The organism is Paraburkholderia fungorum (genome assembly GCF_046027215.1).
GTDB lineage: Bacteria > Pseudomonadota > Gammaproteobacteria > Burkholderiales > Burkholderiaceae > Paraburkholderia > Paraburkholderia fungorum_D.
Genome location: NZ_JAQQEN010000001.1, coordinates 1,910,781 through 1,935,307, shown reverse-complemented (window position 1 = coordinate 1,935,307; position 24,527 = coordinate 1,910,781). Strand labels below are relative to the sequence as shown.

The following is a 24,527-nucleotide window of genomic DNA, read 5'->3' as shown; positions in this document are numbered from 1 at the left end:
GCCTATCCTTATGAGGTTGGTATCATTGCCATAATGACTTCAAGGAGGAACCTTTATGAGCATGGTCAAGGAATTCAAGGAATTTGCCCTCAAAGGCAACGTGATGGATCTCGCGGTCGGGGTGATTATCGGCGGCGCATTTTCCACCATCGTCAATTCAATTGTTAAAGACCTGATCATGCCGGTTGTCGGCGTTGCCACCGGCGGCCTCGATTTCTCCAATAAATTCATTCGTCTCGGCGACATTCCACCTAGCTTCAAAGGCAGTCCGGAGTCGTATAAGGATTTGCAGACGGCAGGCGTTGCCGTGTTCGGTTATGGCTCGTTCATCACCGTCCTGATCAATTTTCTGATCCTCGCTTTCATCATTTTCCTGATGGTCAAGTTCATCAATAATCTGCGCAAGCCGCTTGAAGCCGCGCCGCCCCCCGCCCCGGAAACGCCGGAAGACGTGTTACTGCTGCGTGAAATCCGCGATTCGCTCAAGAGCTCCCCGCGTTAAGATTTCAGCCCGGTACATTGTCAGACCCAATAAAAAGGCCTGCTGCGTTTTAATTCGCAGCAGGCCTTTTTTATCGTGCGCTCGAAACAGCGGCGGCATCCGGCGCACTATGCGTCTTTTTGCGCCTTCAGATTCACCGCGCTTTCAATCATCGTTTCAAGCTGTCCGAAATTGACAGGCTTGGTGAGGTGCGAGGTAAAGCCGGCGCTCAGGCAACGGCGCACGTCTTCGTCGGTGCCAAAGCCGGTCAGGGCGACCGCGGGCACATCCGAACGTTCGCGGAACACCTTGACGAAGTCGAGTCCGGTGCCGTCCGGCAGGCCGACGTCGCTTATCACCAGATCGAAGGTTTGCAACTGGGTGGCGGCAAGCGCGTCGTCCACACGACCGACCACCGTCACGTCGTGGCCGAGGCCGCGAATCAGTTGCGCCATCACGTCAGCGGTATCGACGTGGTCCTCGATCAGCAGAATGGTCAGCAGGCCAGCCGGGTGCATCTCGGCCGGCGTATTCACGAGCGGCACCTCGTCCGGTTTGGCGGCTGTAGGCAGCGTAATCGTGAAAGTCGCGCCGCAATGCGCGCCCGGACTGTGCGCGGTCACCGTGCCGCCATGCACGTCGGTCAGCGCTTTGGTAATCGCCAGCCCGAGGCCCAGGCCACCGAACTGCCGCGTCATATTCTTGTTGCCCTGCTCGAACGCGTTGAATAGCTTGCCGATCTGTTCGGGTTCGATCCCGATCCCCGTGTCCTCCACGGAGATCTGCACACGCATGCGCTCGTCGCGCGTGCGCACGTAGATATGGCCGCCGTCCGGCGTGAACTTGGCCGCATTGCGGATCAGGTTCCATAGCATCTGCTGAAGTCGCGCGCGGTCGGCCAGCACGTAGGGGTGCTGAGCGTCCTTGTGCACGTGCACGTCCTGCTGCTTGACCTGGATCTCGCTGCGAAAGAGATCGAGCACGCTGTCGATTACGTCATGCACGTCGACCGTTTCCAGCGACAGACGCAGCTTGCCGTTCGCCACGCGCGTGAGATCGAGCAGGTCGTCGATCAGTCGCGCTTCGAGTTCGACGTTGCGGCGGATCATGCGCACGCTCGCGCGCGCCTGCTCCGGCAAGCCGGGAACCAGTTCGAGCACGCTGGCGCCGGCCAGCACCGGCGTGAGCGGCGTACGCAATTCGTGCGATAGCATGGCCAGAAAGCGGTCTTTGGCGCGGTTGGCTTCCTCGGCAATCTGACGCGCGGCCTGCTCCGACGCAAGCAGACGTTCGCGTTCTTCGATCGCTTCGCGCTGCGGATGAATGTCCGTGCAACTGCCAAACCATTTACTGACATTGCCGTCGACGTCGCGCACCGCCACCACGCGGGCGTCGAACCAGCGATAGGCGCCGTCGTGGCGGCGAATCCGCAGTTCGTGCCGGTAGTCGCCGGCACCGCTCGAGACCGCTTTCAGCCAGGTGCGGCGGATTTCCTCACGGTCGTCGGGATGCACGGCGTCCAGCCAGGCGAGGCCGTATGAAGCGCTCTCAGGCAGCCCGGTATAGTCGAACCACTGTTTCGACAGAAAATCGCAATCGCCCGCGGCATTGCAGGTCAGCACGAGATGCGGCAACGCCTCCGACAGCGTCCGATAATGCTGCTCGCGATCACGCAACAGCAACGCTTCGTCAGAGGCTTTCTGCAGACGCACCTGCGACAGCACGCGCTCGACGGCTTCGGGCAGATAGCCGAGGTAATCGCCGGATTTCGGCACCACATCGGAGACGCCCGCGCGCAATGCTTCGATCACACGCGATTCGTCGGTAAAGCCGGTCACGAGAATGGCGGGCACACGCACACCTTCCGTGCGCAGCCGGCGAAAGAAATCGAGGCCGGTTTCCGGCCCATTCAACTGATAGTCGACGACCAGCAGATCAGGCATGCCGGCGGCGAGCCGCTCGCGAGCGGCTTCGACGCCGGCGCAGATCGCCACCCGGCAGCCGGCGCGCTCGAGCGACTTGCGCGCGAGCCGCAGGATGCCTTCGTCGTCATCGACGACCAGCACATACGCGGGCGGCTGCGTGGACGCTTCTTCGGTCATGCGGAGTCTTCTCTGGCTAGGTCTGATGTAGTCATATTGTCATGAGCGGCTTTCGGGGCGCCTGCTTCGAACCTTTCGTCACGGTGCGGCGAGGCGCTGGCCCGGTGGCAGCTTGACCACCTGCAGAAAGAAGCCGAGACGGCGCACCGCTTCGATAAACGCATCGTATTCGACCGGCTTGGTGATGTAGACGTTGCAGCCAAGTTCATAGCAACGCGTGATCTCGCGTGGATCGTCGGTGGTGGTCAGCACGATCACCGGCACCGCGGCGGTCTGTGGCGACTCCTTCAGCCGCCGCAATACCTCGAAGCCGTCCACCCGCGGCATCTTCAGATCCAGCAGCACAACGAAATTCGTCAGATCTTCGCGTGAAGGATGAGGACTGGCGGCGGCGTCCGCCGGCGCCGGGCCGAAGAAGTAGTCGAGGGCCTGCTGGCCGTCGCGAAAGCGCACGAAACCGTTCGAAATGCCGGCGCGGCGCAGATTGCGCTCGACGAGTGTGGCGTGGCCGTCGTCATCTTCGATCAGCACGATGCTGACCGTTTCCCCGTGACTCATATGCCCTCCGTGCGGATGGATCGTTGATGCATACCGCTTCCAGGTGTCCTCAATGCAACCCCGATTATTGATGCGAATTCAGTTTCGCGCGGGCTGTTCCGGCAACACGACGAAGAAGGTCGACCCCGCGCCCACCGCCGACTCCACCCAGACACGGCCGCCATGCCGCTCCACCGTGCGCCGCACCACGGCGAGGCCGATGCCCTCACCTGTCGCGACATCGCCATGCAGGCGCTGGAACGCCCGGAACACCTTCGACATATACGCGGCCGGAATCCCCAGACCGTTATCGCGCACATAGTAGGTACGGGTGCGCAACGCGCGCGGCTCCTTGTCATCGATCGGTTCGGGCTCCAGCGAGCCGATCTCGATGCGCCCGTGACGCGCCGGATCGAGATAGTTGAGCGCGTTGCCGATCAGGTTGCTGAAAATCTGCTCGATCGCGCCCGGGTCGCCCCAGGCGGGCGGCAACTCACGCACGGTGACGACCGCCGCGCGCTGGCTGATCGCGCCTTGCAGCGCGTCGACCACCCGGCCCACCACGCGTCCGACGCTCACCCGCTGCCACTGATATTCAAGCCGGCCGGCGCGTGAAATCCGCAATAGCGCGTCGATGATGGCCGCGGCTCGCGTGACCGCGGTGCGCAGATACTGCAGGGACTCGCGCAGGTCGCCGTCGAGGATATGCACCATGCGTCGATGCTCCGCCTCCGGCAGTTTGGCCGCTGCGACGATGGTGTCCAGCTCGTCGCACGACACCTGCAATTCTTTCGAAAAACCTTGCAGATTCACCAGCGGCGAGCGCAGATCGTGCGACACGCTGTAGATGAACATTTCATTGTCCTGGGTTTCCTGGCGCAACGCTTCGTTGACCTCCGCCAGCTCCCGCGCGCGTGCTTCGAGTCGCGTTTTCAGCAAGACCTGGTCGGCTTCGACCTCGCGCAGACGCGCACCCGTTTGATGCAGCACCGTGTCGAGCGCGGCGATTTCATCGTTGCCCGACAGCGGCGCCGCAAGCGTGCGCCCGTTGCCCAGACGCTCGGCATTGTCGGTCAGCACTTCCAGACGTCGCCCGATACTGCGCGCAAAAACGACTGCGGTGGCCGCCCAGATCAGCATCGAGCCGAGTACCGCGGCAATCAGCGCGTACTGCTGGCGTTCGCGCCGCCGGGCCAACGCCGCGTTGCGCTCGGCATCGAGCCGCGACGCCTCGTTGCCGAACGCGGCGAGTTCGTCGCGAAATAGCGCAATCTGCTGCGGCAACGCACCGGTTTCCAGCCCGAGGAATGAATTCAGATTGCGTCCCGCATGCAGCGCCTGCGAGATCGCGGTGGTCTGCGCGCGGTATGCATCGATTGCCTGCTGCATCCTGCGCACGCGCTCGACCTGTTGTGGCGTATCGCCGACGAGCGTTTCGAGCTGCGATAAACGGTCCCCGAGTTCGACCCACACGGTATGGCGGTCGATAAACGCCGGATCGCCGACGACCATGCCCGTACGAACCCGCGCGGCCTGACGCAGCAGCGGATCCACGATGGCCGACGACTGATAGAGGATCTGCTTGCTGTTGGTGACCCACTGCGCGGCCTGCGCCGTCTGCTCCTGGGTATCGAAGACGACGCCCAGAAGCGCCAGCTCGACCACGCTCGGCACTGCAATCAGCAGCAGACCCTTCGTGAAAAGTTTCATGTTCGCCCGAAGGGTGGCATAAACCGCGGCGGCACACACGATGGCCAGCGCCACCCGGTCCTGTGGCGACCGCATGTGGCGGCGGCCAGCCGAGCCTGACGTCGGCCCAGCCGACGGGCCATTATCGACGCGAACTTGAGATATTTCAACGTGGCGGCTAGATGCGTTCGCTCACATAAAAATGACTTTTTTATTGATACGGGATGTTTTTTCGGTGGCGCGTGCGTCTATGATGGAGACAGATGTGCTGGGAAGCGAAAGCGCGCGGCGAGGCGGTTCGGCATGATTCGTGCGGGAGGCGGTGGGGCGTTACAGACGTCGAATCACCGTGAATCCGGCCTTGTCGTATGCTATAAAAGATCGACGTGCGGCGCGCGAAGCCGGGAGTGGTCGCATGAGGACGCTGCGTTTCTTGCAATTCTTTTTCAGGCGAATTTTTATGTCCTTCCCGAAAAAGCGTAGGCGCGCGAAGGTGGACGGCGATGAGTCGTTCCTCGCGGTGCTGCGGCATTTCAAACCCTTCGGTCAACTCGACACCAAGATTGCACGCGCTCGCGCGCAGGACGAGCCGGTGCTGTATGCGCATGTGCTGCCTGGCCTCGATGTGCTTCTGTGCAGTGTGCGGGGGGCGCAGCCGCCCTATCCCGCGCCGGCTGAATTGCGGCGTCGATGTATTGAGTCGATTACCAATGCGTTGGAGCAGCCGCTTGATGGGCTGGAGAACGGCGGGTATTGGTATGAGGCGGATGGGTTTGGGTTTCTGGTCTTCGCCAGTCGGGCTCGAGGGAAGATTTTGCCCGAGTTTGGAGCTACCAGGATTGGAGCACGGCGGGGCGTGCGGAGGCAGGATGCGGCTGGGGATGCGGCGCCTCGGTCACTTCGATAGGTTTTTTTGCCTTTGGCGGCGGCATTTCCTTGTGCCTGCGGCGTTGGCCTTTTCTTGGTTTGTTATTGGTCTGTTCGCTTGGGGCGTTGGCCTTTTCTTGATTTCTTATTGGTCTATTAGCGTCGCCCCTGTGCGGGGCGGCACCTACTTTTCTTTGCCGGCCGCAAAGAAAAGTAGGCAAAAGAAAGCGGCTCACACCGCTAATTTTTAAGCGGGTCCCTTGGCTCGGAGGGTGTAGTGGCTCCGTAGAGATTGAGCCTGCGCACCTTCCGGCCTGAGTGACCAGGCCGTCATACCTCCGGCGACGCTGCGCGCGCCGACGCGGTACTTCATCAAACCAATCCGATTGGCGTTTTCGGCGCCTCGCCGAGGCGAAGCCGATGGCCCCCACCGCGCGCAACCGAGGCGCCTGGTTTCCCTGGCAGACCCGTCCGCGACGCACGCAGTGCGGAGTGGAAGCGGATGACGGCTGTGTCACAGACCCTCATGGACCGAGGTGTGAACCGTTAATCGGACCACCAGCCCCTCCAAGCCAGGGGACCCACTTAAGAATTGGCGGTGTGAGCCGCTTTCTTTTGCCTACTTTTCTTTGCGGCGGCAAAGAAAAGTAGGTGCCTGCCCCGCACAGGGGCGACGCTAATAAACCAATAACAAAGCAAGGAAAGGCCAAAGAAGCCAGAAGCAGGAAATGCCGCCGCCAAAGGCAAAAAACATCAACTCCCCTTATATTCAACCGCCGCACTAGCCGGCGAAACCGCAGAGGGTTTCTTACCCCCGACCGAAGGCGCAGAAGCCCCAGTATTACCAGAATCCTTATTCACCGGCGCCCCATCCAAAGAAATCCCCGCCTTAGGCGGCTGCCGAACCCCGGGTGGCGGAGCCACCGGCGCCTGCCGAACTTGCGCCAGCAACCGCCCACACGGTAGTGGCTTATTATTACTAGGTGCCAGCAAAGGAATCAAAGCCGCAAACGGATTAATCAACCCAAGCCCAACAGCAGCACCACCCCGCAATGCCAACGCGGCAGCATTCACCCCAACATGGGGATCCTTCAAAGTCCCTTTCACATAGAGCGGCGAGCGCAATGAAAACACCCGAAAACCCTTGGTATGCGGATGGACGCCAAGATCCATCGTTTCATCACGCAGATTCACATTCCCATCGATATTAATCACCGCGTCATCCGTATCGAGCGCGAAAACGCGCGAGTCCAGCACGCCATTCGTCGCGACAAAATCGGCCGCCGCGCAATTAATCTTCACGTCGCGATTGCCGAACAACTTCTCATATACGACGTTCGCCACGTTCAGCCCCGCCGCTTCCATCAGCAGGCGGCTCACCGTGCCGTCAGTGATCAGCGCTTTCACCTCGCCGTTCGACGTCGCAGCCAGCGCCGCAGGCGAATTGCCGGTCGCGGTCAGCGCGGCGTCGCCGTTGATTTCGCCCAGCGCGTTCTGCATCGTCTTGAAGTTCGGGAACAGCTGCTTGAGCTTGAGATGCCGTGCCGACGTCGCAAAGCGCCCCTTCAGCGGCGTTGCACTGCCGTCCAGGTGAATGTCGGACTCGAGCGATCCGCCCGCCACGCCGAATTTCAACGGCTCGAGCGACAACACGCCGTCCATCAGCACGACATGCGTGTACAGATCCGTGATCGGCAGGTTGACGTCTTTGACAATGCGCCGGCCAGTAAACTTCACGTCGGCGTCGATCGCTTTCCACCGATCGGTGCGGAATTCTTCAACCGGCAGCACCTTGTTGCCCGGCTGCGCCGCCGCATCGCCGCGCTTGGCCTTGCTCGCGTTCGAGTCCGCGCCGATCACGGGCGCCAGATCCGAGAACTGCAGCAGGTGCGACACCAGTTCGCCCTGCAACAGCGGCCGCGGCTCACGCGCTGTGTAGGTCAGCGAACCGTTCACATCGCTGCCACCTACCCGGCCTGTAAAATTTTCATACTTGAAAACATTGCCGCTGCGCCTGAACTGGCCAACCAGACGTCCCTCGGTGGCATACGGAGGCGTGTCGGGCAAGGTCACACCGGTCAGCGAATAGAGCCGCGCCATACTGTTGCCCTGCAGCCAGAGGCGCAGATCCACCGCCGCCAGATGCGCGGGGTCGGTAATCGTGCCGACCAGCCCGACATGCAGATCGCCTGCCCGCACATCGGCCTGCACCGGGAACGGCCGGCTCGCGTCCTGCAACGCCAGCACGCCGCCCACCTTGCCGGTGCCGGACACCGGCGTCTTGCTGTAAGTACCCTTGACGGTCCAGCCGATTGCGTAGGGCGGTATCTCCTGCTTCGCCCCCTGCGCCGCGGCGGTTCCGCTCGCAGTGGACGCCGACGCCGCAGCAGCGGCGCTCGCCCCCTCGCTTGCGCCGGTTGAACCGCCAGCAACCAGCGCACCCGAGGCGCCCGTGCCCGCCGTTGCGCCGGATGCATGGATGTCGGTCGACGACGCGCCCGAGGCGGCCGCCGCGGAAGCCGCAGCAGCCTCCGACGCCGCGGCCGCGTTGGCCTGCGCGGTCAACTTGCTCGCCCCCGCCTTGCCGACCACTTCGGCCGACGCACTGCGTGAGGCCGTTTCCTGCTGCTTCATTGCCTCGCCGATTGGAATCGGTTGCCCGAGTGTATCGATGACAACCTGCGCCTCGACCTTCTTCTGCTGGTCGGACAGCGCGATATTGCCCTTGGCAAACGCGATGTCATGCAGATCGAGCTTCCATTCCGAAGGCCCGGTGGACGCCGGCAATTTGAAAGTCCAGTTATCGCGCCCATCGAGCAGGCGCTCGAGGTCGACAGAAGGATTCACGAGGTTGATCGCGGGAATCACGATGTCGTGGGCGAGCAACGGCAACACCTTGACCTCGAAGCCGATCTCGTCGAGCGTCGCGAAATGCGGATGCTGGGTCCAGTCAGGATTGCCCACCGTGATGTTGGCGGCCGAAAAACGCGGCCAGGGCACCCAGCCACGCCAGCCCGTCTCGCCCACCGGATGCCGCCAGCCCACTTTCAGATCGCCCGTAATCGCGAAAGGCCGGCCGATCGCCTGGGTAACTTTGTCGTTGACCCACGGCCGTGCGCGGTTCCAGTCGAAGGTCAAAATGAAAATCGCCAGCGCAGCAATCAGAATGACGACGATCGCCAGCAGCCATGCGATGATTTTGCCAACCCGTCTTCCGATAGTGCCCGACCCTGCCATTGAGACGCTCCGCGATTTTTCTTCGTTGTGCACCGAACAGCACGTACCGTGCCCGACCGCTGCCGTTTTATCATGCTGCACAGTTCGCATGCACCTCGCATCCAATGAAAACATCGGCGCCATGTCACGGCAGCCTCACCCATCGCCCACCATTCCACCCCGATCCTGCCCATGACCGATGTGCCCCTTGTCCTTGTCGACGGCATCTCCCGGCGCGACGCATTGCGCGGACAGATCTTGCTGCAGCCAACCACCTTCGCCCTGCGAGCAGGCAACCGGGTGGCGGTCACCGGGCCGTCGGGTTCGGGCAAGAGCGTATTTCTGCGCGCACTCGCCCTGCTCGATCCACTCGATGGAGGACGCATCATGTGGCACGGCGCGCGCATCGAGCGCGCCGCGATTCCGCGTTACCGGCGCAATGTCGCGTATATCCGGCAGCGGCCCGCGCTGCTCGACGGCAGCGTCGAAGACAATCTGCGCTACCCGTTCGAATTGCACACCTATCGCGACGTGCGCTTCGATCGCGCACAGGCGGCGAGCCTTGCCGCTCAGGCGGGTCGCGGCGACGACTTTCTCGACAAGCGCGCGAGCGAACTGTCGGGCGGCGAAGCGCAGATCACGGCGCTGATTCGCGTGCTGCAACTCGCGCCTGAAGTTCTGCTGCTCGACGAACCGACTGCCTCGCTCGATCCCGAGTCCGCGCACGCGATCGAAGGTCTCGTGCATGCGTGGTTCGATGCCGCTCCTGGCCGGCATGCGTCGATATGGGTGTCGCACGATCCGGCGCAAGCCGCGCGCATGAGCGAGCGGCATCTGACGATGCGCGCCGGCACGCTCGACGAATCCGCGCTCACGCCCGCTCACCAGGAACCCGGTCAATGACGCTACAAAACCTGAGTCTCTGGGACGTCGCCATCGCCGCGCTGCTGATCGTCGTGAATGGCGTGGTGTCGGTGGCACTCAAGCTCGATCTGGAACGCACGCTTGCATGGGCGGCACTGCGCACCATCGTCCAGTTGCTGGCGATCGGCTACGTGCTCGGCTGGGTGTTCCGCTATGGCCACTGGTTCGTGGTGCTGCCGTTGATGATCGTGATGACGCTGATCGCGGGCTTCGCGGGTGCGCAACGCGGCAGCCGTACTTATGCCGGGCAACGTGCCGACAGTGTGCTATCGATCTGGGTCAGTTCCTGGCTGGTAGCCGCGGTAGGACTCTTCGTCGTGATCCGCATTCATCCATGGTATGAGCCGCAATATGCGATTCCGATTCTCGGCATGATTCTCGGCAATACCTTGACTGGCGTGTCGCTCGGCATCGAACGGATGACCGAGGAACTGACCGCGCGACGCGACCGCGTGGAGATGGCGCTCGCGCTCGGCGCGACGCGCTGGGAGGCGGCCCAGGCACCCGCGCGGCAAGCCGTGCGCGCGGGCATGATGCCGACGCTCAACCAGATGGCCGTGGTCGGCGTGGTGAGTTTGCCCGGCATGATGACCGGGCAGGTGCTCGCCGGTCAGTCGCCGCTGCAGGCGGTACGCTACCAGATCGTGATCATGTTCCTGATCGCGGCGTCTTCCGCGCTGGGGACTGTGGGCGCGGTGTTGCTGACCTATCGGCGGCTCTTCTCAGCGGAGCATCGGTTTCTGTCGGCGCGGCTGGTGGAGCGGGCCCCGGCCCGGCGCTGAACGACGCAACACGATGACGACGGCGCTCGCGGGCGAACGCCGTCTTTCATGCCGCCATGATGCTCAACCTCAACGCCTGGCGGAAACCGCCACCTCGGTCCCGTCGCTGAGCGTCAGCGTCTTCGTGCTGCCGTTGGTGGGCATCGTAAATCGCAGGATCTGGCTGATGCTCACGTCGTTCGGACACTTGAGCGTTTTGCCGCCGCTCGTCACCGTCTTGACGCCGTGCGGCGTCTGCGCCTGGAAGCTCAGTTGCACCGTCGCCGTGCCGTCGCCGCCAACAACCGGCGCGAAGCGGATCTGCGTCTGACGAATCATGGCGCCGTTGGTGTCGACCGGTAACGACGCATAGTTCGGACAGGTATCCGTTGCCGGAACCGGGCCGCCGGGCGGTACCGTCTTCCACGTGAAGTCGTCCGATTCGCCGGAGCGGATCGTGCGCGTTTCCTGTGAATTGCCGAACTGTTTCGACGTGACGCGCACCGTATAGCGGATCGGGCCGTCGAGCGCGGATTGCGACGTGACGGTGATCGGCGTGGCCGCATGGGCGGCCGGCACGAGCAGGCCAGGGGCCATCGCGCAAGCGAGAGAAGCGACAACCGTCACGGCGGAGAGTTTGAAGCTAAAGCTCATACTGTCACCTCGTTGTTGTGTCGCTGCGCGCCCGCTTAAGCGCGATTGCCTGAACACCGCCCGACTGATGCCGCTCGCCAGGCGAGTCGCGAGACACGCAACTGTTTTGGCATGATGCCCCACCAGTCTACCGCCAAGCGACGATCCGCGGGCTTCATACGAATCGGGTGTTAACCCGCTTGCGGCGACGCGTTTTCTGCGCGTGAATGCCGCCGCTGCGTGATGCAGGAAACGCGCGTTTGAGCGTCGATATCCACGTCAAAACGCACAAGGCCGGCGCCGCATCGCTGCGAGGCCGGCCTTGCGCCGTCGAGCCGTGGGCGGCTTAGAAGCCTGTCAACACCAGCTTGCCGATCGCGCGCCCTTCTTCGAGCAGCCGGTGCGCCTCGCGCAGATTCCCGGCATTGATCTTGCCAAGGTCCTGGCCGACTGTCGTACGCAACGTGCCCGCGTCGACCAGGCGCGCAACCTCCGTGAGCAGCTTGTGCTGTTCGATCATGTCGGGCGTGCCGAACATCGAGCGCGTGAACATGAATTCCCAATGGAACGCCGCGCTCTTTGTCTTGAGCAGTTCGACCGGCAGCGGCTTACTGTTTTCTACGATCGTGCAGATGCCGCCCTGCGGTTTGACGACTTCAGCCGCTGCCGGGAAGTGCTTGTCGGTGTCGTTGAACATCAACACGTAATCGACCTGATCGATGCCGAGCTTTTTCAGCTGCGCGGGCATATCGCCGAAGTGATCGACGATATGATCCGCGCCCAGCTCCGTCGCCCATTTCGCCGATTCGGGACGCGACGCGGTCGCGATTACTGTCAGCTTCGCAAGTTGTTTGGCGAGCTGAATGCCGATCGAACCGACCCCGCCTGCACCGCCGATGATCAGCACCGTGCGGCCTTCGTGCGCACCTTGCGGCGACACGCCGAGGCGATCGAACAGCGCTTCCCACGCGGTGATCGCGGTCAGCGGCAAGGCCGCCGCGTGACTGAAATCGAGCGACGCCGGCTTGCGCCCGACAATGCGCTCGTCCACCAGATGGAACTCGCTATTGGCACCCGGCCGCGTGATGCTGCCCGCGTAATACACGGGATCGCCGACCTTGAAGAGGGTGACGTCCGGCCCAACTGCCACAACGGTCCCGGCGGCGTCCCAGCCGAGCACGCGCGGTTCCTTTTCTACGGTGTCTTTCGGCGCGCGCACTTTGGTGTCGACCGGATTGACCGAGATCGCTTCGACCTTCACGAGCAGGTCACGACCGGTGGCTTCAGGTTGGCTGATCTCGACATCGACCAGCGCTTCGGCTTGATCGATCGGCAAATAACGATAAAGACCTACGGCTTTCATCACAGCTCCTGTGAGTTTGGATGGAATTGCGTCATCGTAAGCCGGTTCTTATTCTTATAAAACCGTCATAATGACTGAAACATCTTTTTGATTTTCAGAAGAATGGATATCACCAGTCACCGTGCCACGCCGGCTTCCAGCGAGCGGGAGCGGCTCGATCTGCTCGACGTCGCCTTGTTCGTGCGGGCAGCGCTCCTCGCCAACGTGTCGGCGGCCGGCCGCGAATTCGATTTGTCGGCGGCGGTTGCCAGTTCGCGAATCGCCCAACTGGAAAAACTGCTCGGTGCGCGTCTGCTGCATCGGACCACGCGCCGTATCAGTTTGACGCAAGACGGCGAAGTATTCATGATGCGCGCCCAGGCACTGCTCGACGCAGCGGCCGCCGCACGCGCTTCGGTAGGCCACGCGCAGGCCGAGCCACAGGGTCGCTTGCGCGTGTCGATGCCCTCCTCTTTCGGGCGGCAGCACGTGTCGCCGGTGATCAGCGAATTTCTGCGCCGATATCCCGGCGTGAGCGTCGACCTACGCCTGACGGACCAGCTGGTCGATCTCGTCGACGCCGGTATCGACGTGGCGATCCGCGTGGGCGTGTTGAAGGATTCGTCGCTGGTGGCGAGGCGCCTCGCGGTGAACCGCCGGGTGATCTGCGCCGCGCCCGCCTACCTCGCAGCGCGTGGCACGCCGCACCATCCTGGCGACCTCGCGCAACACGAATGCATGATCCTGTCCGACCAGCGCGACTGGGCATTCGTCACGCCGGCCGGCCCGCTCGACGTGCGCGTGAGCGGCCGCCTCGTTACCGACAACGGTGAAGTGATCCGCGACGCCCTGCTGGCCGGTTTCGGCATCGCCCTCAAGTCGACGTGGGATGTGGCGCCGCATCTGCAAAGCGGCGCACTGGTCAGCGTACTCGACACCTATCCGCTTGCGGAGAAGGTGGCCATCTGGGCGGTCTATCCAAGCCGCGCCTTCGTGCCGGCACGAACGCTCGCGTTCATCGAATTCCTTGCCGCCCATTTCGGCGATCCACCCTATTGGGATGAAACGGGGATGAAGCGGAATGAAGCGGCGGATTGACGCGCAAAGTCAATGCTTGCCGCTTCCGCTGCCGGGACCTTTGGCGTCGGAGTTGACGTCCGTCTGCGCGTCGTTCTGGGTCTGCTGCTGATACTCGTCGCCACCGCGGCGGTCGGTATCTTTCAGGCCGCGCTCGATGTCGCGATGCGCCTGCTTGCCAACCCGGCGCGGATGGTCCTCATGCTGCGACTCGGGATCCTGATCGGCCTCGTGCGGCAGCGGCGCCGCCTCCTGCAGCGAACGCGGCTGCTTCTTCGCGTGCGGATCGGCTTGCTTGTCGCCATCCGACGATTGCGGTGTGGTCTTCATGATGTACTCCTTTCTGGTATTGATTGGCGGTAGGCTGCGCGGCGATCACGCCGCTTCGGCCAGACGCTTTTTCATCGCCGCGCTAATGCGTTGCCGCGTCTTCGCGTAGTCCGCCCATGGGTCGCGCTTCAGATCCGCGAGACGCTCGTGCAGGTTTTCGATGGTCCATTGGTCGCCGCTCGTTGTCTGCGTGACTTCGTCCCATGCGAGCGGCACTGAAACGCCGAGACCCGGCCGCGCGCGGGCCGAAAAAGCGGCAACCGTGCTCGAGCCGCGGTTGTTGCGCAGATAGTCGACGAAAATTTTCTGCTTACGGTTCTGCGCGCCCATCTTCGCGCTGAAATACTTGGGGAGGGTCGTCGCCATATGCTGCGCGACGGCTTGCGAAAATGCCTTTACATCGTCCCAGCCGGCCTGTTTGGCGAGCGGCACGACCACGTGTAGCCCCTTACCGCCGCTCGTTTTACAGAATGACGTGAGGCCGAGTTCTTCGAGCAGCGAGCGCGTCAGCTGCGCCGCCTCGATCATGCGTTCCCAACCGAGCGACGCGTCGGGGTCGAGATCGAACACCATGCGATCAGGCTTCTCGATGTTCGACACCACGCCGTTCCAGGTGTGAAACTCGACCGTGCCCATCTGCGCCGCGCCGACCAGGGCCTTGAGCGTATCGACGGTAATCAGCGGCGGATGGCCGGGGTCGAGTCCGGGATGCTGTGTGACATTCGGAATCGACAGCTTCTGGCTGTGCTTCTGAAAGAACAGTTCGCCGCCGATGTCCTCCGGCGCGCGCACCAGCGAGACCGGCCGGTCCTTCAGGTGCGGCAGCATCCAGTCGGCAACCGACTCGTAGTACCGCACCAGATCGATCTTGCGGGTGCCGGTGCTGGTGTCGATTACGCGGTCGGGATGGGAGACGCGTACGCCGGCGATTTCGGCAGCAGCAGCGGTTTTCGATTGTGTCGCCGGGGCTTTGGCGCTGCCCGTTTTGCTTGCCGCCGAGGGCGCCGTGCTTTTGCTGGCGGAGCCGGTTGCTGCGCTTGCGGCAGTCTTCTTCGCGGCGCGTTTTTTTGGCGCGGCGTCGGATGCGATATCGGTTTGCTGTTGCACGTCGGCTCCTTGGCGGGGTGCTTCCATGACGATCTGCCGCGCCGGTTTGTCGTGACGCAGACTCACGAACGACGCCTGCCGCACGATGCGCTCGCTGGTCCATTCGGCGAAATTGCATTCGCAGACGAGTTTCGGCTCGACCCAATGCACTGGCGTACGGCTACGCTCACGCGGCGCGCTGGCGAACGGCATGCGTTTCGTTTCGTGCGCGTCGAGGGCTTTTTTGACCGAGCGCAGCAACGCGGCGTCGAAGCCGGTGCCGACCCGTCCCGCGTACTGCAGGCGGCCCTCGTCGTCATAGACGCCGAGCAGGAGCGCGCCGAAGGCGGCGCGGCTGCCCGTCGGCTCCGAATAGCCGCCGATCACAAACTCCTGGCGTCGCCGGCACTTCAGTTTGATCCACGCGGGCGAGCGTCCCGATACATAGCCGCTGTCGCGCCGCTTGCCGATAATGCCTTCGAGCGCCATGTCGCAGGCGCTCTTCAACAGATCCTCGGCACTGAACGCGAAATTGTTCGAGAAGCGCAGCACGCTGTCGTCGACCTCCTCCAGCAACGCGCGCAGAATCGCACGGCGCTGGTCGAGCGGCACGCCGCGCAGGTCGTAGCCGTTCAGGAACGGAATATCGAACAGATAAATGACGATATCCTGCGGGCGGTTCGCGTCGAACGCGTTTTGCAGCGCCTGGAAATTCGGCACGCCATGTTTATCGAGCACGACCGCCTCGCCGTCGAGCCATGCGCGCTCGATGTCGAGTGTGTCGAACGCCTTGACCTGTTTGCTGAACTTCGCGGTCCAGTCATTGCCCGCTCGCGTGAATATCTTAACGTCGCTGCCCCTCGCCTGACGATCGATCCGGGCGAGCACGCGATAGCCGTCGAACTTGATTTCATACGACCAGTTCTCGCCAGGCGGCGCGGCGTCGACGAGCGTCGCCAGTTGCGGCTTGAACGAGGCGGGCAATGCGGCTTTGACCGCGCCTTCGATAGCGGGCGAGGCGGCCAGCTCGCGCAGCGACGGCGCGCTTCGAGTCGCCACGATGTCGGTTTTTTTGGGGTCGGCACGGCGCGATGAAGCGGTCCTGGCGGTCCTGGCGGTCCTGGCGCTCGTTGCGATCTTTGTGCTCTTCCCGCTCTTTGCACTTGCAGGCGCCTGGCTCGCGGCTTTCTTCGCCGCTGCCCCGGCGGACTCCGCACCTTTGCGTGTCGACTTGCCGCCGTCCAGCACGCTGCCCGGACGTTCCTTCAGGATGTCGTATTCGCTTTCATCGCGAGCCGCGTCGTCGCGCTCCTTGATGAGCAGCCATTGCTCCTTGTCGCCGCTACCGCGCATATGGCTGCGCACAAGCGTCCAGCCGCCCTGCAGCTTGTCGCCGAAGAGTCTGAATTTGAGCTTGCCGGCCTCATAGGTCTGGAGTGCTTGCGCGGCGCCGCCGATCGGCTCCCATCTCCCGCGATCCCACACGATAACCGTGCCCGCGCCGTAGTTGCCCGGCGGAATCTCGCCTTCGAACGAGCCGTATTCGAGCGGATGGTCTTCGACATGCACCGCGAGCCGTTTCACCGACGGGTCGAGGCTCGGCCCTTTAGGTACCGCCCACGACAGCAAGGTGCCGTTCAACTCGAGCCTGAAGTCGTAATGGAGCCGCCGCGCGTCATGCTCCTGGATCACGTAGGAGAGCGCGTGATCCGCGACACGCCCTGCCGTCTTGCGGGCCGCTTTTTTACGCGCCCCCGTGCCGGAGGGCTCCGGCGTTTCGTCGAAGCGGCGCTTGCGGTTGTAGAGATCGAGTCTGTCGTTCATGGCGGCGAACTGGTCACGGTTCAGATGCCGTTATCGATCAGGCAGCCGCGCGGCGTTTGCGGGCCGCCGGTGCTGCCTTGGCGCCGCTGCCGCCACTACCGCCGCTGCCGCCGCTGCCGCCGGTGCGGGCGGCGCCGCGTGTCGCACGCGGTTTCTTGCGGGCCGGTGCAGGTGCATCAGCTTCGTCATCCTCATCGTCCGCAACCTTCTTGCGGCCGCCGGCCGCTGGCTTTTCTTTGCCGCGCCCGAGACTGCGCTTGAGCAGGTCGGACAGATCCAGAATGTCGGCGGACTGACGCGATTCGTGCGGCGTTTCGACGTCGGTGATTTCCTCGGTCTTACCCGCGCGAATCTTGCGATCGACCAGCGCCATGATGTCGTCGCGGAAGGTGTCGTGATATTTCGATGGATCCCAGCTGTCGCTCATGTCCTCGATCAGCTTTTTCGCCATGTCGAGTTCGCGGGTGCTGATGCCGGCTTTCTTCGCGCCTTCGGCGGGCAGCTTGAACTGGTCGAAGTCGCGCACCTCCGCGGCCCAGCGCAGCGTATTCAACGCCAGCACCGGTCCCACGGGAATCAGCGCCGCCAGATGCTGCTTGTTATGCAGCACGACGCTCGCCACACCGATCTTGCCAGACGCCTTCATGGCTTCGCGCAGCAGCGCATAGACCTTCTCGCCCTTGCGATCCGGCGTGAGAAAGTATGGCGTGTCGAGATACAGGAACGAGATATCGGGCGCATCGACGAAGGCGAGGATATCGACCGTTTGCGTCGACTCCGGGTTGGCCGAGCGGATCTCTTCGTCCGAGAGCACGACGTACTTGTCCTTCTCGTACTCGAAGCCCCGCACGATGTTATCGCGCGTCACGTCCTTGCCGGTGCGCTTGTTGATCTGCTTGTAGCCGATCGGGTCGATCGAGCGTTTGTCCAGCAGGTTGAAGCCGACTTTCTCCGACTGCGTCGCCGGATACAACTGCACCGGTACGTGGACGAGGCCGAAGCTGATTGCGCCTTTCCAGATCATGTGTGCCATCGTGCGCTCCTAAGGCCCTGGACCTTGCATGAAGCAGCAAGCGTGCCACGGGGTGCGGCGACGGCCGGCTTCATGCAGGCGGGTTCGCCGCCTGCGGGCCGGCTGTAAGTCTTGCGTCAGATCGGCAATAAATACGGAGCGTGGAGGCGCGGGCGGCTTTGGCGCCAGCGCCTGCGGCACGACGATTGTCGTTTCAGCCGGGAGCCGCCGGCTCCAGTTCCACGGACACCGCCGCGAAGCCGCGAAAGCGCACGCGGCCGCCGCGGACCGGTTCGCCGTCGAGCCGGTACGACGGAAAGCGCTGCACGAAGCGGCCGATGGCGATGCGCGCCTCGAGTCGCGCGAGAGACAACCCCGCGCATTGGTGAATGCCGAAGCCGAACGCCAGATGCCGGTTCGGCTCGCGGCGGATGTCGAAGCGATCTGGCTCGGCGAACTGCTCGGGATCGCGATTGGCGGCACCGATGCATAGCGTCACCGGCGTGCCGCGCGTCACCGCGATACCACCGATCTCGGTGTCGACGGTCGCCATCCGGTTGCCAAGCTGATTCGAACTTTCGAAGCGCAGACACTCTTCGACCGCCGGCTCGATCAATGACGGCTCGTTCAGCAAGGCGGCGCGCTGCGCCGGCCAGCCGCTTAGCGTGACGAGACCGTTGCCGATCAGATTGGTGGTGGTCTCATGGCCGGCATTGAGAATGAAGATGCAGTTTTGCAGCAACTCCGCTTCCGACAACTGCTCGCCGCCCTCTTCCCCCTGGATCAGGCGCGTCAGGACGTCATGCTGCGGATCGCCGGGCGCGCGCCGGCGTCGCGCCACCAGATCCCGCAGATAGTCGACGAATTCGCCGACCGCGCGGTTGCCTCGTTCGAGTTGCGCATCGGTCAGCGAGGGTTCGAGCGCGCCGAGTATCGCCAGCGACCAGTCGCGCAACGGCTCTCGCTCCGCATGCGGCACGTCCAGCAGATTGCCGATGATCTCGACCGGAATCGCCGACGCGAATTCACCGATCAGATCGATGCGGCCGCGCACGGCGGCGGCATCGAGCAGTCCGTCCACGAGCCGGACGAGTCCCGGCTCCATGGCCGCGATCGCGCGCGCCGTCAGCGCGCCGGCAATCAGCTTGCGTACCCGCGTATGCCGCGGCGGATCGTTGAACACCAGACTGGTTGTGTGATGCGTGTAGAGCAGCGAGTCGCCGTACTTCGGTTTGAACTCGACGGTCTTGTCCGAGCTGAAGGTTTTTGGGTCGCGATAGACCGCCTGGACGTCACGAAACCGCGTCAGGAAGAGCGATCCGTCAGGCATGCGCTTGACTGGCGCATGGGTGCGCAACGCGTGATAGACCGGATATGGGTTCGTGTAGAAGTCCGGGCTCAGGTGGCGCAGGTCGAAATCACGCGCAAGGGTGGACGCGTCGCTGGCGGTCGCCGGGGTCATCGGTTGTCTCCGTGGTGGTGCGCCCAGGCGCTTTTGCCGATGCGTGTCATGTGCCGCGGCGCGCGGACGCGGTCTGACTTGATGAACGCAAAGGCTGCGGGGCGTCGTTAGATGCGCCAGTATGAACCGCGCGCCGGACGAATGCACGGTGGCGTCCGGCGGCGGGTTGCGTGGCGCCAAACCGTTACAATAGCGGGATTTTCCGCGCGCGCCGCGCGCCCGCCCTTTTCCGCGTCACTGCGTCGTCCATGAACCTCGTCATTCAAAGCCCCGCGCCCCTTTCCGCCGATCATCACAAAACGCTCGTCGCGCTCGCACGCGGCTCGCATGCCACCGTCATCGACGCAAACGCCATTCGTATCGCCGAGGCGAACATTGCGCAGCGCGCCGACCTCGAGGTCTATTGCGGCACGCATCAGCTGGACTACGCATTTGTTGAAGCGGCCCGTCAGTTGCGTGACTTCGGACTGGTCGCGATGGATATGGATTCGACGCTGATCACGATCGAATGCATCGACGAGATTGCCGACTTTTGCGGGCTCAAAGCGGAAGTGGCCGCGATCACCGAAGCATCCATGCGCGGCGAGATCAAAGACTTCAATGAAAGCCTGACGCGCCGCGTTGCGCTGCTCAAAGGACTCGACGCCAGCGCGCTCGAACGCGTTTACGAAGAGCGGCTGCAACTCTCGCCCGGTGCGGAACAGATGCTGGCAGGTGCGAAGGCTGCAGGTCTGAAAACGCTGCTGGTATCAGGCGGATTCACATTCTTCACCGAGAAACTGAAGGCGCGGCTTGGCCTCGATTTCACACGTGCGAACACGCTTGAAATCGTGGACGGCAAGCTGACAGGCCAGGTAGTCGGCGAGATCGTCAACGCTGACGTGAAGGCGCGCACGCTGCGCGAGACTTGCGCCCAACTGGGCATCGAGCCGACCCGCGCGATTGCAATGGGCGATGGTTCGAACGATCTGAAGATGATGGCGGCAGCCGGGTTATCTGTCGCGTTCCGCGCGAAGCCGGTGGTGCGCGAAGCAGCCAGCGTGGCGTTTAATTTTGTCGGACTGGATGGCTTGCTGCGGTTGTTCTGATGAGCGGACGATGCGCCGGCCTGAAGAACGCAGGCCGGCGAGAATGGAGGCGTTATTTCATGAAAAAGGGTATCGAGACTACGACCACCAGGTAGACCAGGGTGACGGAAATCACCACGGTCATCCACTTTAAAGAACGATCAAGATTTTCGGCAGACGCCAGAAACGTAACTAGTTTGCGCATGATCACCTCCGTGAGGTTTTGAGTATAGGCGCTGCACTATCCCAAATAACGCTAGTTAAGATATACATGTAGCACTGCAAAGCAGATCGCCACGACCAGTGTGGCTGCGATCGAAACGCCCATCGTCCTGCGCGACCATGCCTCTGCCGTGAATACCACGTGTTCTTGTAGGATCACCCGGGTTTCGCGGTCTTGATGCGCTTTGATCGAGACCAGCATGACAACGACGGAACAGGAAAAGGCCGCAAAGCAGAAACCCGCAATGCCGAGTTCCAGCATCGGCACCCCACCTCTTCCCCGCTCCAATGCCGTCACTGCCTCATAAACTGCCGCCGCGCGCAAGCCGATCGCACACCAGCACAGTTGGCCGTCTTTCACCGATGCGGCGATCAACGCCCGCGCGACGCGCAAGCCGTGTGTGGGCGCGACGAGCGCCAGCGTAAAGATCGGGCCGATAATCGGCACGCCAGGATTCAGCAGGGTCCAGAAGAAAAGGTTCATCGAAGCTCACCATGATGCGACAACCGTTAGTCAGGATGCGCACCATCGTAGCTTTGAAAAACCGTGTCGAACATTCGTCCGAATGGTTAGGCTAACTGGCTAAATTGACAAAAGAAAAGCCCACCAGAAACGCGTCCCGGTGGGCTGACATGACTTTCAGCAAACAACGCTCAGGCGCTTAACCCAAAGCCGCCAGGCACTGTTCGATATCCGCGCGCAAATCGGCCTCTTCTTCCAGGCCGATATAGAACCGCACCAGCGTGCCTCGGTGCGGCCACTGCCCTTCGGTACGCATCGACGCCACGTTGTACGGCATCGCGAGACTGTGTGCCCCGCCCCAGCTCCAGCCGAGCGAAAAGAGTTCCAGCGACTCGCAGAACGTATCGAATTGCGCGGCACTATAACGGCCATCGAACACAACGGAGAACAGGCCACCCGCCCCGGTGAAGTCGCGTTTGTAAAACTCATGCCCCGGACAATCGGGCAGCGCCGGATGCAACACGGCAGCGATTTCCGGCCGCGTCTTCAGCCAGTTGGCGAGGCCGAGTGCCGCGCGGTCATGCTGCTCGAAACGCAATTGCATGCTCGGCAGGCTGCGCAGGATCAGCGAACAGTCGTCCGACGACACGCCGATGCCCATACGCATGCGCGCCGCCTTCAGCTTCAGATGCAATTCGCGATCGACGGTAATCGTCGCGCCCATCAGCACGTCGCCGCCGCCCGACTGGTATTTGGTCAACGCCTGCACCGAGATGTCGACGCCATGATCGAAAGGCCGGAAGCCCAGTCCCGCCGACCATGTATTGTCGATGGCCGTCACGACCTTGCGTGCGCGTGCCACCGCGGTAATGGCGGGCACATCGGCCACTTCCATGGTCACCGAGCCGGGCGCTTCGAGCCAGATCAAACGCGTATTCGGCTGGATCAGATCGGCAATGCCCGCGCCGATCATCGGATCGTAGTAGCGCACCGTGATGCCGAAATCGCGCGCCAGCCAGTCGCCGTGATCGCGGTTCGGCGAGTAGACGTTATCGGGAACCAGCACGTCGTCACCCGCCTTGACGAGGCCGAAGTACACATTCGAAATCGACGACAGGCCCGACGGCTGCAGCAACGCGTGATGACCGCCTTCGATGGTGGCAAGCCGCTGTGCCAGCGCAAGCGAAGTCGGCGTGGCGTGCAGGCCATAGCGCCACTGCGCGTCGTTTTTCCAGTCGAGCGCACGCATCGTCGCGAGATCGGGGAATACGACCGTGGACGCCCGCGTGACCGGCATCGAGAACGACTCGAAGCCCGGCGTGAGCTGGTCCTCGGCACGCACGATGCGGGTTTGCAGACCGCGTTTGAGTTTGGATTGGGTCATGGTGAAGTTCGATGAGAAGCAGACGGAAACGGAGGGTGCGCTGTCAGGCAGCGCGCCGCACACGCAAGAGTAGACGAGCCGGCGGGATTTCGCTTGAAGAAGCGCTGCGCGCGCACGCGGCGCGAGCCGTTACTCGCCAGTTTGCAGGTTGCTGACCCCGCCGACCGGATGAGCGCCGCCCGTTGCCGAAGCGGGCGCAACGGCGGCAGCGCCCGCGGACGGTTGCGGCCTGGCCGCGGCATTCGCGGATGCAGCCGGCACGGCCTGCCCTGCCGCCAGCGGCTTCAGGTCGAACGGCTGCGGGTCGGAGTCGTCGACATTCATCCGGTCGCCTGCCACCGAACCATCGGCGGCGAACTTGCCGACCCAGTTGCCGGTGATATGCGTGCCGTCGTTCGACTCTTCGACCTCGAGCGTATCGCCGTCGCGGTCACCCGCGATCAGAATGACTTCGCCGGTATCGGTGTATTGATATTCGCCGTGCACGCCGGCCGGATCGTCGGTTTTCGCGCCAAGCCGCAGCACGATCTGACGCGAGCCCAGCATGCCGGCGTAGCGCGGGAACTTCGCGAATTCAGGGCTCGGCTTGAGCGGCAACTGGATCGGCGGCGGCGCCGCCAGTTCCTTGACCGCGTCGCTTTCCGCCGATGCCTGCATGGGCACTAACATGCCCGCGCCCGCATACAGCATTGCAGCCATGCCCAGCGCGACCCAACCGCGCCGGCGCGCCGCGCCCTTCTTCGCTTTGAATACCTGCATCCGTTCCTTCCTTGTTACCTGATACGGCTCGATAGCTGTTCGCCGCGATCCTCAGATCCGCTCGAAGATCGCCGCAATGCCCTGGCCGCCGCCGATACACATCGTCACCAATGCATAACGGCCGCCGACGCGCTGCAATTCATACAACGCCTTGACCGTAATCAGCGCGCCGGTCGCGCCGATCGGATGGCCAAGCGAAATGCCGGAGCCGTTCGGATTGACTTTGGCCGGATCGAAACCCAGCTCCTTGCTGACGGCGCATGCCTGGGCGGCAAATGCCTCGTTCGCCTCGATCACATCGAGATCCGCCACCGTCAGGCCAGCGCGTTCGAGCGCGCGGCGCGTGGCCGGCACCGGGCCGATGCCCATGTAAGCCGGATCGACGCCAGCATGCGCATATGACACGAGCCGCGCGAGCGGCTTGATGCCCCGTTGTTCGGCGACGCTGCGCTCCATCAGGACCACCGCCGCTGCGGCGTCGTTGATACCCGAGGCATTGCCCGCCGTCACCGTGCCGTTTTCCTTCACGAACACTGGCTTGAGCTTCGAAAAATCTTCGGACGTCGCGTTCATGCGCGCGTGTTCGTCCGTGTCGAATACCACGTCGCCCTTCTTCGACGGAATCGTGATCGGCAGGATCTGTTCCTTGAAGTAGCCGCTGGTGATGGCATTCGCCGCACGGCGATGCGACTCGAGCGCGAGCGCATCCTGCGCTTCGCGCGAAATATCGTACTTGCGCGCGACGTTCTCGGCGGTCACGCCCATATGGATCGTCTGGAACGGGTCGTTCAGCGCACCAACCATCATGTCGACCAGACGGGCGTCGCCCATGCGCTGGCCGAAACGCGCGGCGGGCATCGAGTAAGGCGCGCGGCTCATGTTCTCCGCGCCGCCGCCGATGGCGATGTCGGCGTCGCCGAGCAGCACGCCTTGCGCGGCCGAGACGATCGCCTGCAAGCCCGAGCCGCACAGGCGGTTCACGGTCAATGCCGGCGCGTGTTGCGCGACGCCGCCGTTGATCGCGGCCACGCGCGCCAGGTACATATCCTTCGGCTCGGTATGCACGACGTTGCCGAACACCACATGACCGACTTCGTCGCCCGATACGTTCGCGCGCGCCAGCACTTCACGCACCACGCGTGCACCCAGTTCGGTCGGTGAGAAATCCTTCAGGCTGCCGCCAAAGCCGCCGATTGCCGTACGCACACCGCTTACCACCACTACGTCTCGTTGCATCGCTCGCTCCTCTTCAGTCTCGAAAGGTAATTTTGCTCTCGCGTGCTACGGCC

At 63.0% G+C, this 24,527-nt stretch carries 20 protein-coding genes; 6 read left to right on the top strand and 14 right to left on the bottom strand.

The window, feature by feature from the left end; all coding sequences use genetic code 11:
- Window positions 1-55 precede the first annotated feature (55 nt).
- Window positions 56-502: a large conductance mechanosensitive channel protein MscL gene (mscL, locus tag PQR27_RS08605; RefSeq protein ID WP_408523199.1), complete on the top strand. Its 447-nt coding sequence runs from the start codon at window positions 56-58 to the stop codon at window positions 500-502.
- A 107-nt stretch (window positions 503-609) separates the two neighbouring features.
- On the opposite strand, the gene PQR27_RS08600 is transcribed toward mscL, so the two are convergent.
- The 3 genes from PQR27_RS08600 to PQR27_RS08590 form a co-directional block, all read right to left on the bottom strand.
- Complete coding sequence (locus PQR27_RS08600; protein WP_408523198.1) at window positions 610-2,583, bottom strand: hybrid sensor histidine kinase/response regulator; 1,974 nt, start codon at window positions 2,581-2,583, stop codon at window positions 610-612.
- 78 nt (window positions 2,584-2,661) lie between these two features.
- Window positions 2,662-3,141: a response regulator gene (locus PQR27_RS08595; protein ID WP_408523197.1), complete on the bottom strand. Its 480-nt coding sequence runs from the start codon at window positions 3,139-3,141 to the stop codon at window positions 2,662-2,664.
- Between the two features lie 78 nt (window positions 3,142-3,219).
- Window positions 3,220-4,830 carry a sensor histidine kinase gene (locus tag PQR27_RS08590; protein WP_408523196.1) on the bottom strand — a complete coding sequence of 537 codons (1,611 nt, stop codon included), beginning with the start codon at window positions 4,828-4,830 and terminating at the stop codon, window positions 3,220-3,222.
- Between the two features lie 394 nt (window positions 4,831-5,224).
- Here PQR27_RS08590 and PQR27_RS08585 point away from each other — a divergent pair, with 394 nt between their 5' ends.
- The gene (locus tag PQR27_RS08585; RefSeq protein WP_408523195.1) at window positions 5,225-5,716 is read left to right on the top strand and encodes a hypothetical protein; all 492 of its coding nucleotides are present in this window, start codon (window positions 5,225-5,227) and stop codon (window positions 5,714-5,716) included.
- A 713-nt stretch (window positions 5,717-6,429) separates the two neighbouring features.
- Here PQR27_RS08585 and PQR27_RS08580 read toward each other — a convergent pair.
- Window positions 6,430-8,913 carry an AsmA family protein gene (locus tag PQR27_RS08580; protein ID WP_408523194.1) on the bottom strand — a complete coding sequence of 828 codons (2,484 nt, stop codon included), beginning with the start codon at window positions 8,911-8,913 and terminating at the stop codon, window positions 6,430-6,432.
- A 171-nt stretch (window positions 8,914-9,084) separates the two neighbouring features.
- Here PQR27_RS08580 and PQR27_RS08575 point away from each other — a divergent pair, with 171 nt between their 5' ends.
- Entirely contained in the window at window positions 9,085-9,795 is a 711-nt protein-coding gene (locus PQR27_RS08575; RefSeq protein WP_408523193.1) for an ABC transporter ATP-binding protein, read from the top strand.
- Entirely contained in the window at window positions 9,792-10,598 is an 807-nt protein-coding gene (locus PQR27_RS08570) for an ABC transporter permease (RefSeq protein ID WP_408523192.1), read from the top strand. The genes PQR27_RS08575 and PQR27_RS08570 overlap by 4 nt, the downstream gene beginning before the upstream one ends.
- A 69-nt stretch (window positions 10,599-10,667) precedes the next feature.
- Here PQR27_RS08570 and PQR27_RS08565 read toward each other — a convergent pair whose 3' ends face one another.
- Together PQR27_RS08565 and PQR27_RS08560 are read right to left on the bottom strand one after the other, a co-directional pair.
- Window positions 10,668-11,231: a DUF6013 family protein gene (locus tag PQR27_RS08565; protein ID WP_408523191.1), complete on the bottom strand. Its 564-nt coding sequence runs from the start codon at window positions 11,229-11,231 to the stop codon at window positions 10,668-10,670.
- Between the two features lie 325 nt (window positions 11,232-11,556).
- Entirely contained in the window at window positions 11,557-12,573 is a 1,017-nt protein-coding gene (locus PQR27_RS08560; RefSeq protein WP_408523190.1) for a zinc-binding alcohol dehydrogenase family protein, read from the bottom strand.
- A 102-nt stretch (window positions 12,574-12,675) separates the two neighbouring features.
- Between PQR27_RS08560 and PQR27_RS08555 the strand changes: the two genes are divergently transcribed.
- Entirely contained in the window at window positions 12,676-13,650 is a 975-nt protein-coding gene (locus tag PQR27_RS08555) for a LysR family transcriptional regulator (RefSeq protein ID WP_408523189.1), read from the top strand.
- 9 nt (window positions 13,651-13,659) lie between these two features.
- Here the strand turns inward: PQR27_RS08555 and PQR27_RS08550 are convergent, their stop codons facing one another.
- The 4 genes from PQR27_RS08550 to PQR27_RS08535 form a co-directional block, all read right to left on the bottom strand.
- Entirely contained in the window at window positions 13,660-13,959 is a 300-nt protein-coding gene (locus tag PQR27_RS08550; RefSeq protein WP_408523188.1) for a hypothetical protein, read from the bottom strand.
- A 45-nt stretch (window positions 13,960-14,004) separates the two neighbouring features.
- Window positions 14,005-16,869, bottom strand: a complete 2,865-nt coding sequence (gene ligD, locus PQR27_RS08545; protein WP_408523187.1) for a DNA ligase D — start codon at window positions 16,867-16,869, stop codon at window positions 14,005-14,007.
- A gap of 37 nt (window positions 16,870-16,906) precedes the next feature.
- Complete coding sequence (ku, locus tag PQR27_RS08540; RefSeq protein ID WP_408523186.1) at window positions 16,907-17,902, bottom strand: non-homologous end joining protein Ku; 996 nt, start codon at window positions 17,900-17,902, stop codon at window positions 16,907-16,909.
- A gap of 193 nt (window positions 17,903-18,095) precedes the next feature.
- The gene (locus tag PQR27_RS08535) at window positions 18,096-19,343 is read right to left on the bottom strand and encodes a cytochrome P450 (RefSeq protein ID WP_408523185.1); all 1,248 of its coding nucleotides are present in this window, start codon (window positions 19,341-19,343) and stop codon (window positions 18,096-18,098) included.
- 248 nt (window positions 19,344-19,591) lie between these two features.
- Between PQR27_RS08535 and serB the strand changes: the two genes are divergently transcribed.
- Window positions 19,592-20,431, top strand: coding sequence for a phosphoserine phosphatase SerB (gene serB, locus PQR27_RS08530; RefSeq protein WP_408523184.1), 840 nt, complete (start codon window positions 19,592-19,594; stop codon window positions 20,429-20,431).
- 235 nt (window positions 20,432-20,666) lie between these two features.
- Here serB and PQR27_RS08525 read toward each other — a convergent pair whose 3' ends face one another.
- The 4 genes from PQR27_RS08525 to bktB form a co-directional block, all read right to left on the bottom strand.
- Entirely contained in the window at window positions 20,667-21,116 is a 450-nt protein-coding gene (locus PQR27_RS08525; protein ID WP_408523183.1) for a hypothetical protein, read from the bottom strand.
- 178 nt (window positions 21,117-21,294) lie between these two features.
- Window positions 21,295-22,479 carry a cystathionine beta-lyase gene (locus tag PQR27_RS08520; RefSeq protein WP_408523182.1) on the bottom strand — a complete coding sequence of 395 codons (1,185 nt, stop codon included), beginning with the start codon at window positions 22,477-22,479 and terminating at the stop codon, window positions 21,295-21,297.
- Between the two features lie 129 nt (window positions 22,480-22,608).
- Window positions 22,609-23,238 (bottom strand): hypothetical protein, encoded by a 630-nt coding sequence (locus PQR27_RS08515; RefSeq protein WP_408523181.1) that lies wholly within the window; start codon window positions 23,236-23,238, stop codon window positions 22,609-22,611.
- Window positions 23,239-23,289: 51 nt separating this feature from the next.
- Window positions 23,290-24,474, bottom strand: a complete 1,185-nt coding sequence (bktB, locus tag PQR27_RS08510) for a beta-ketothiolase BktB (protein ID WP_408523180.1) — start codon at window positions 24,472-24,474, stop codon at window positions 23,290-23,292.
- Between the last annotated feature and the right edge of the window lie 53 nt (window positions 24,475-24,527).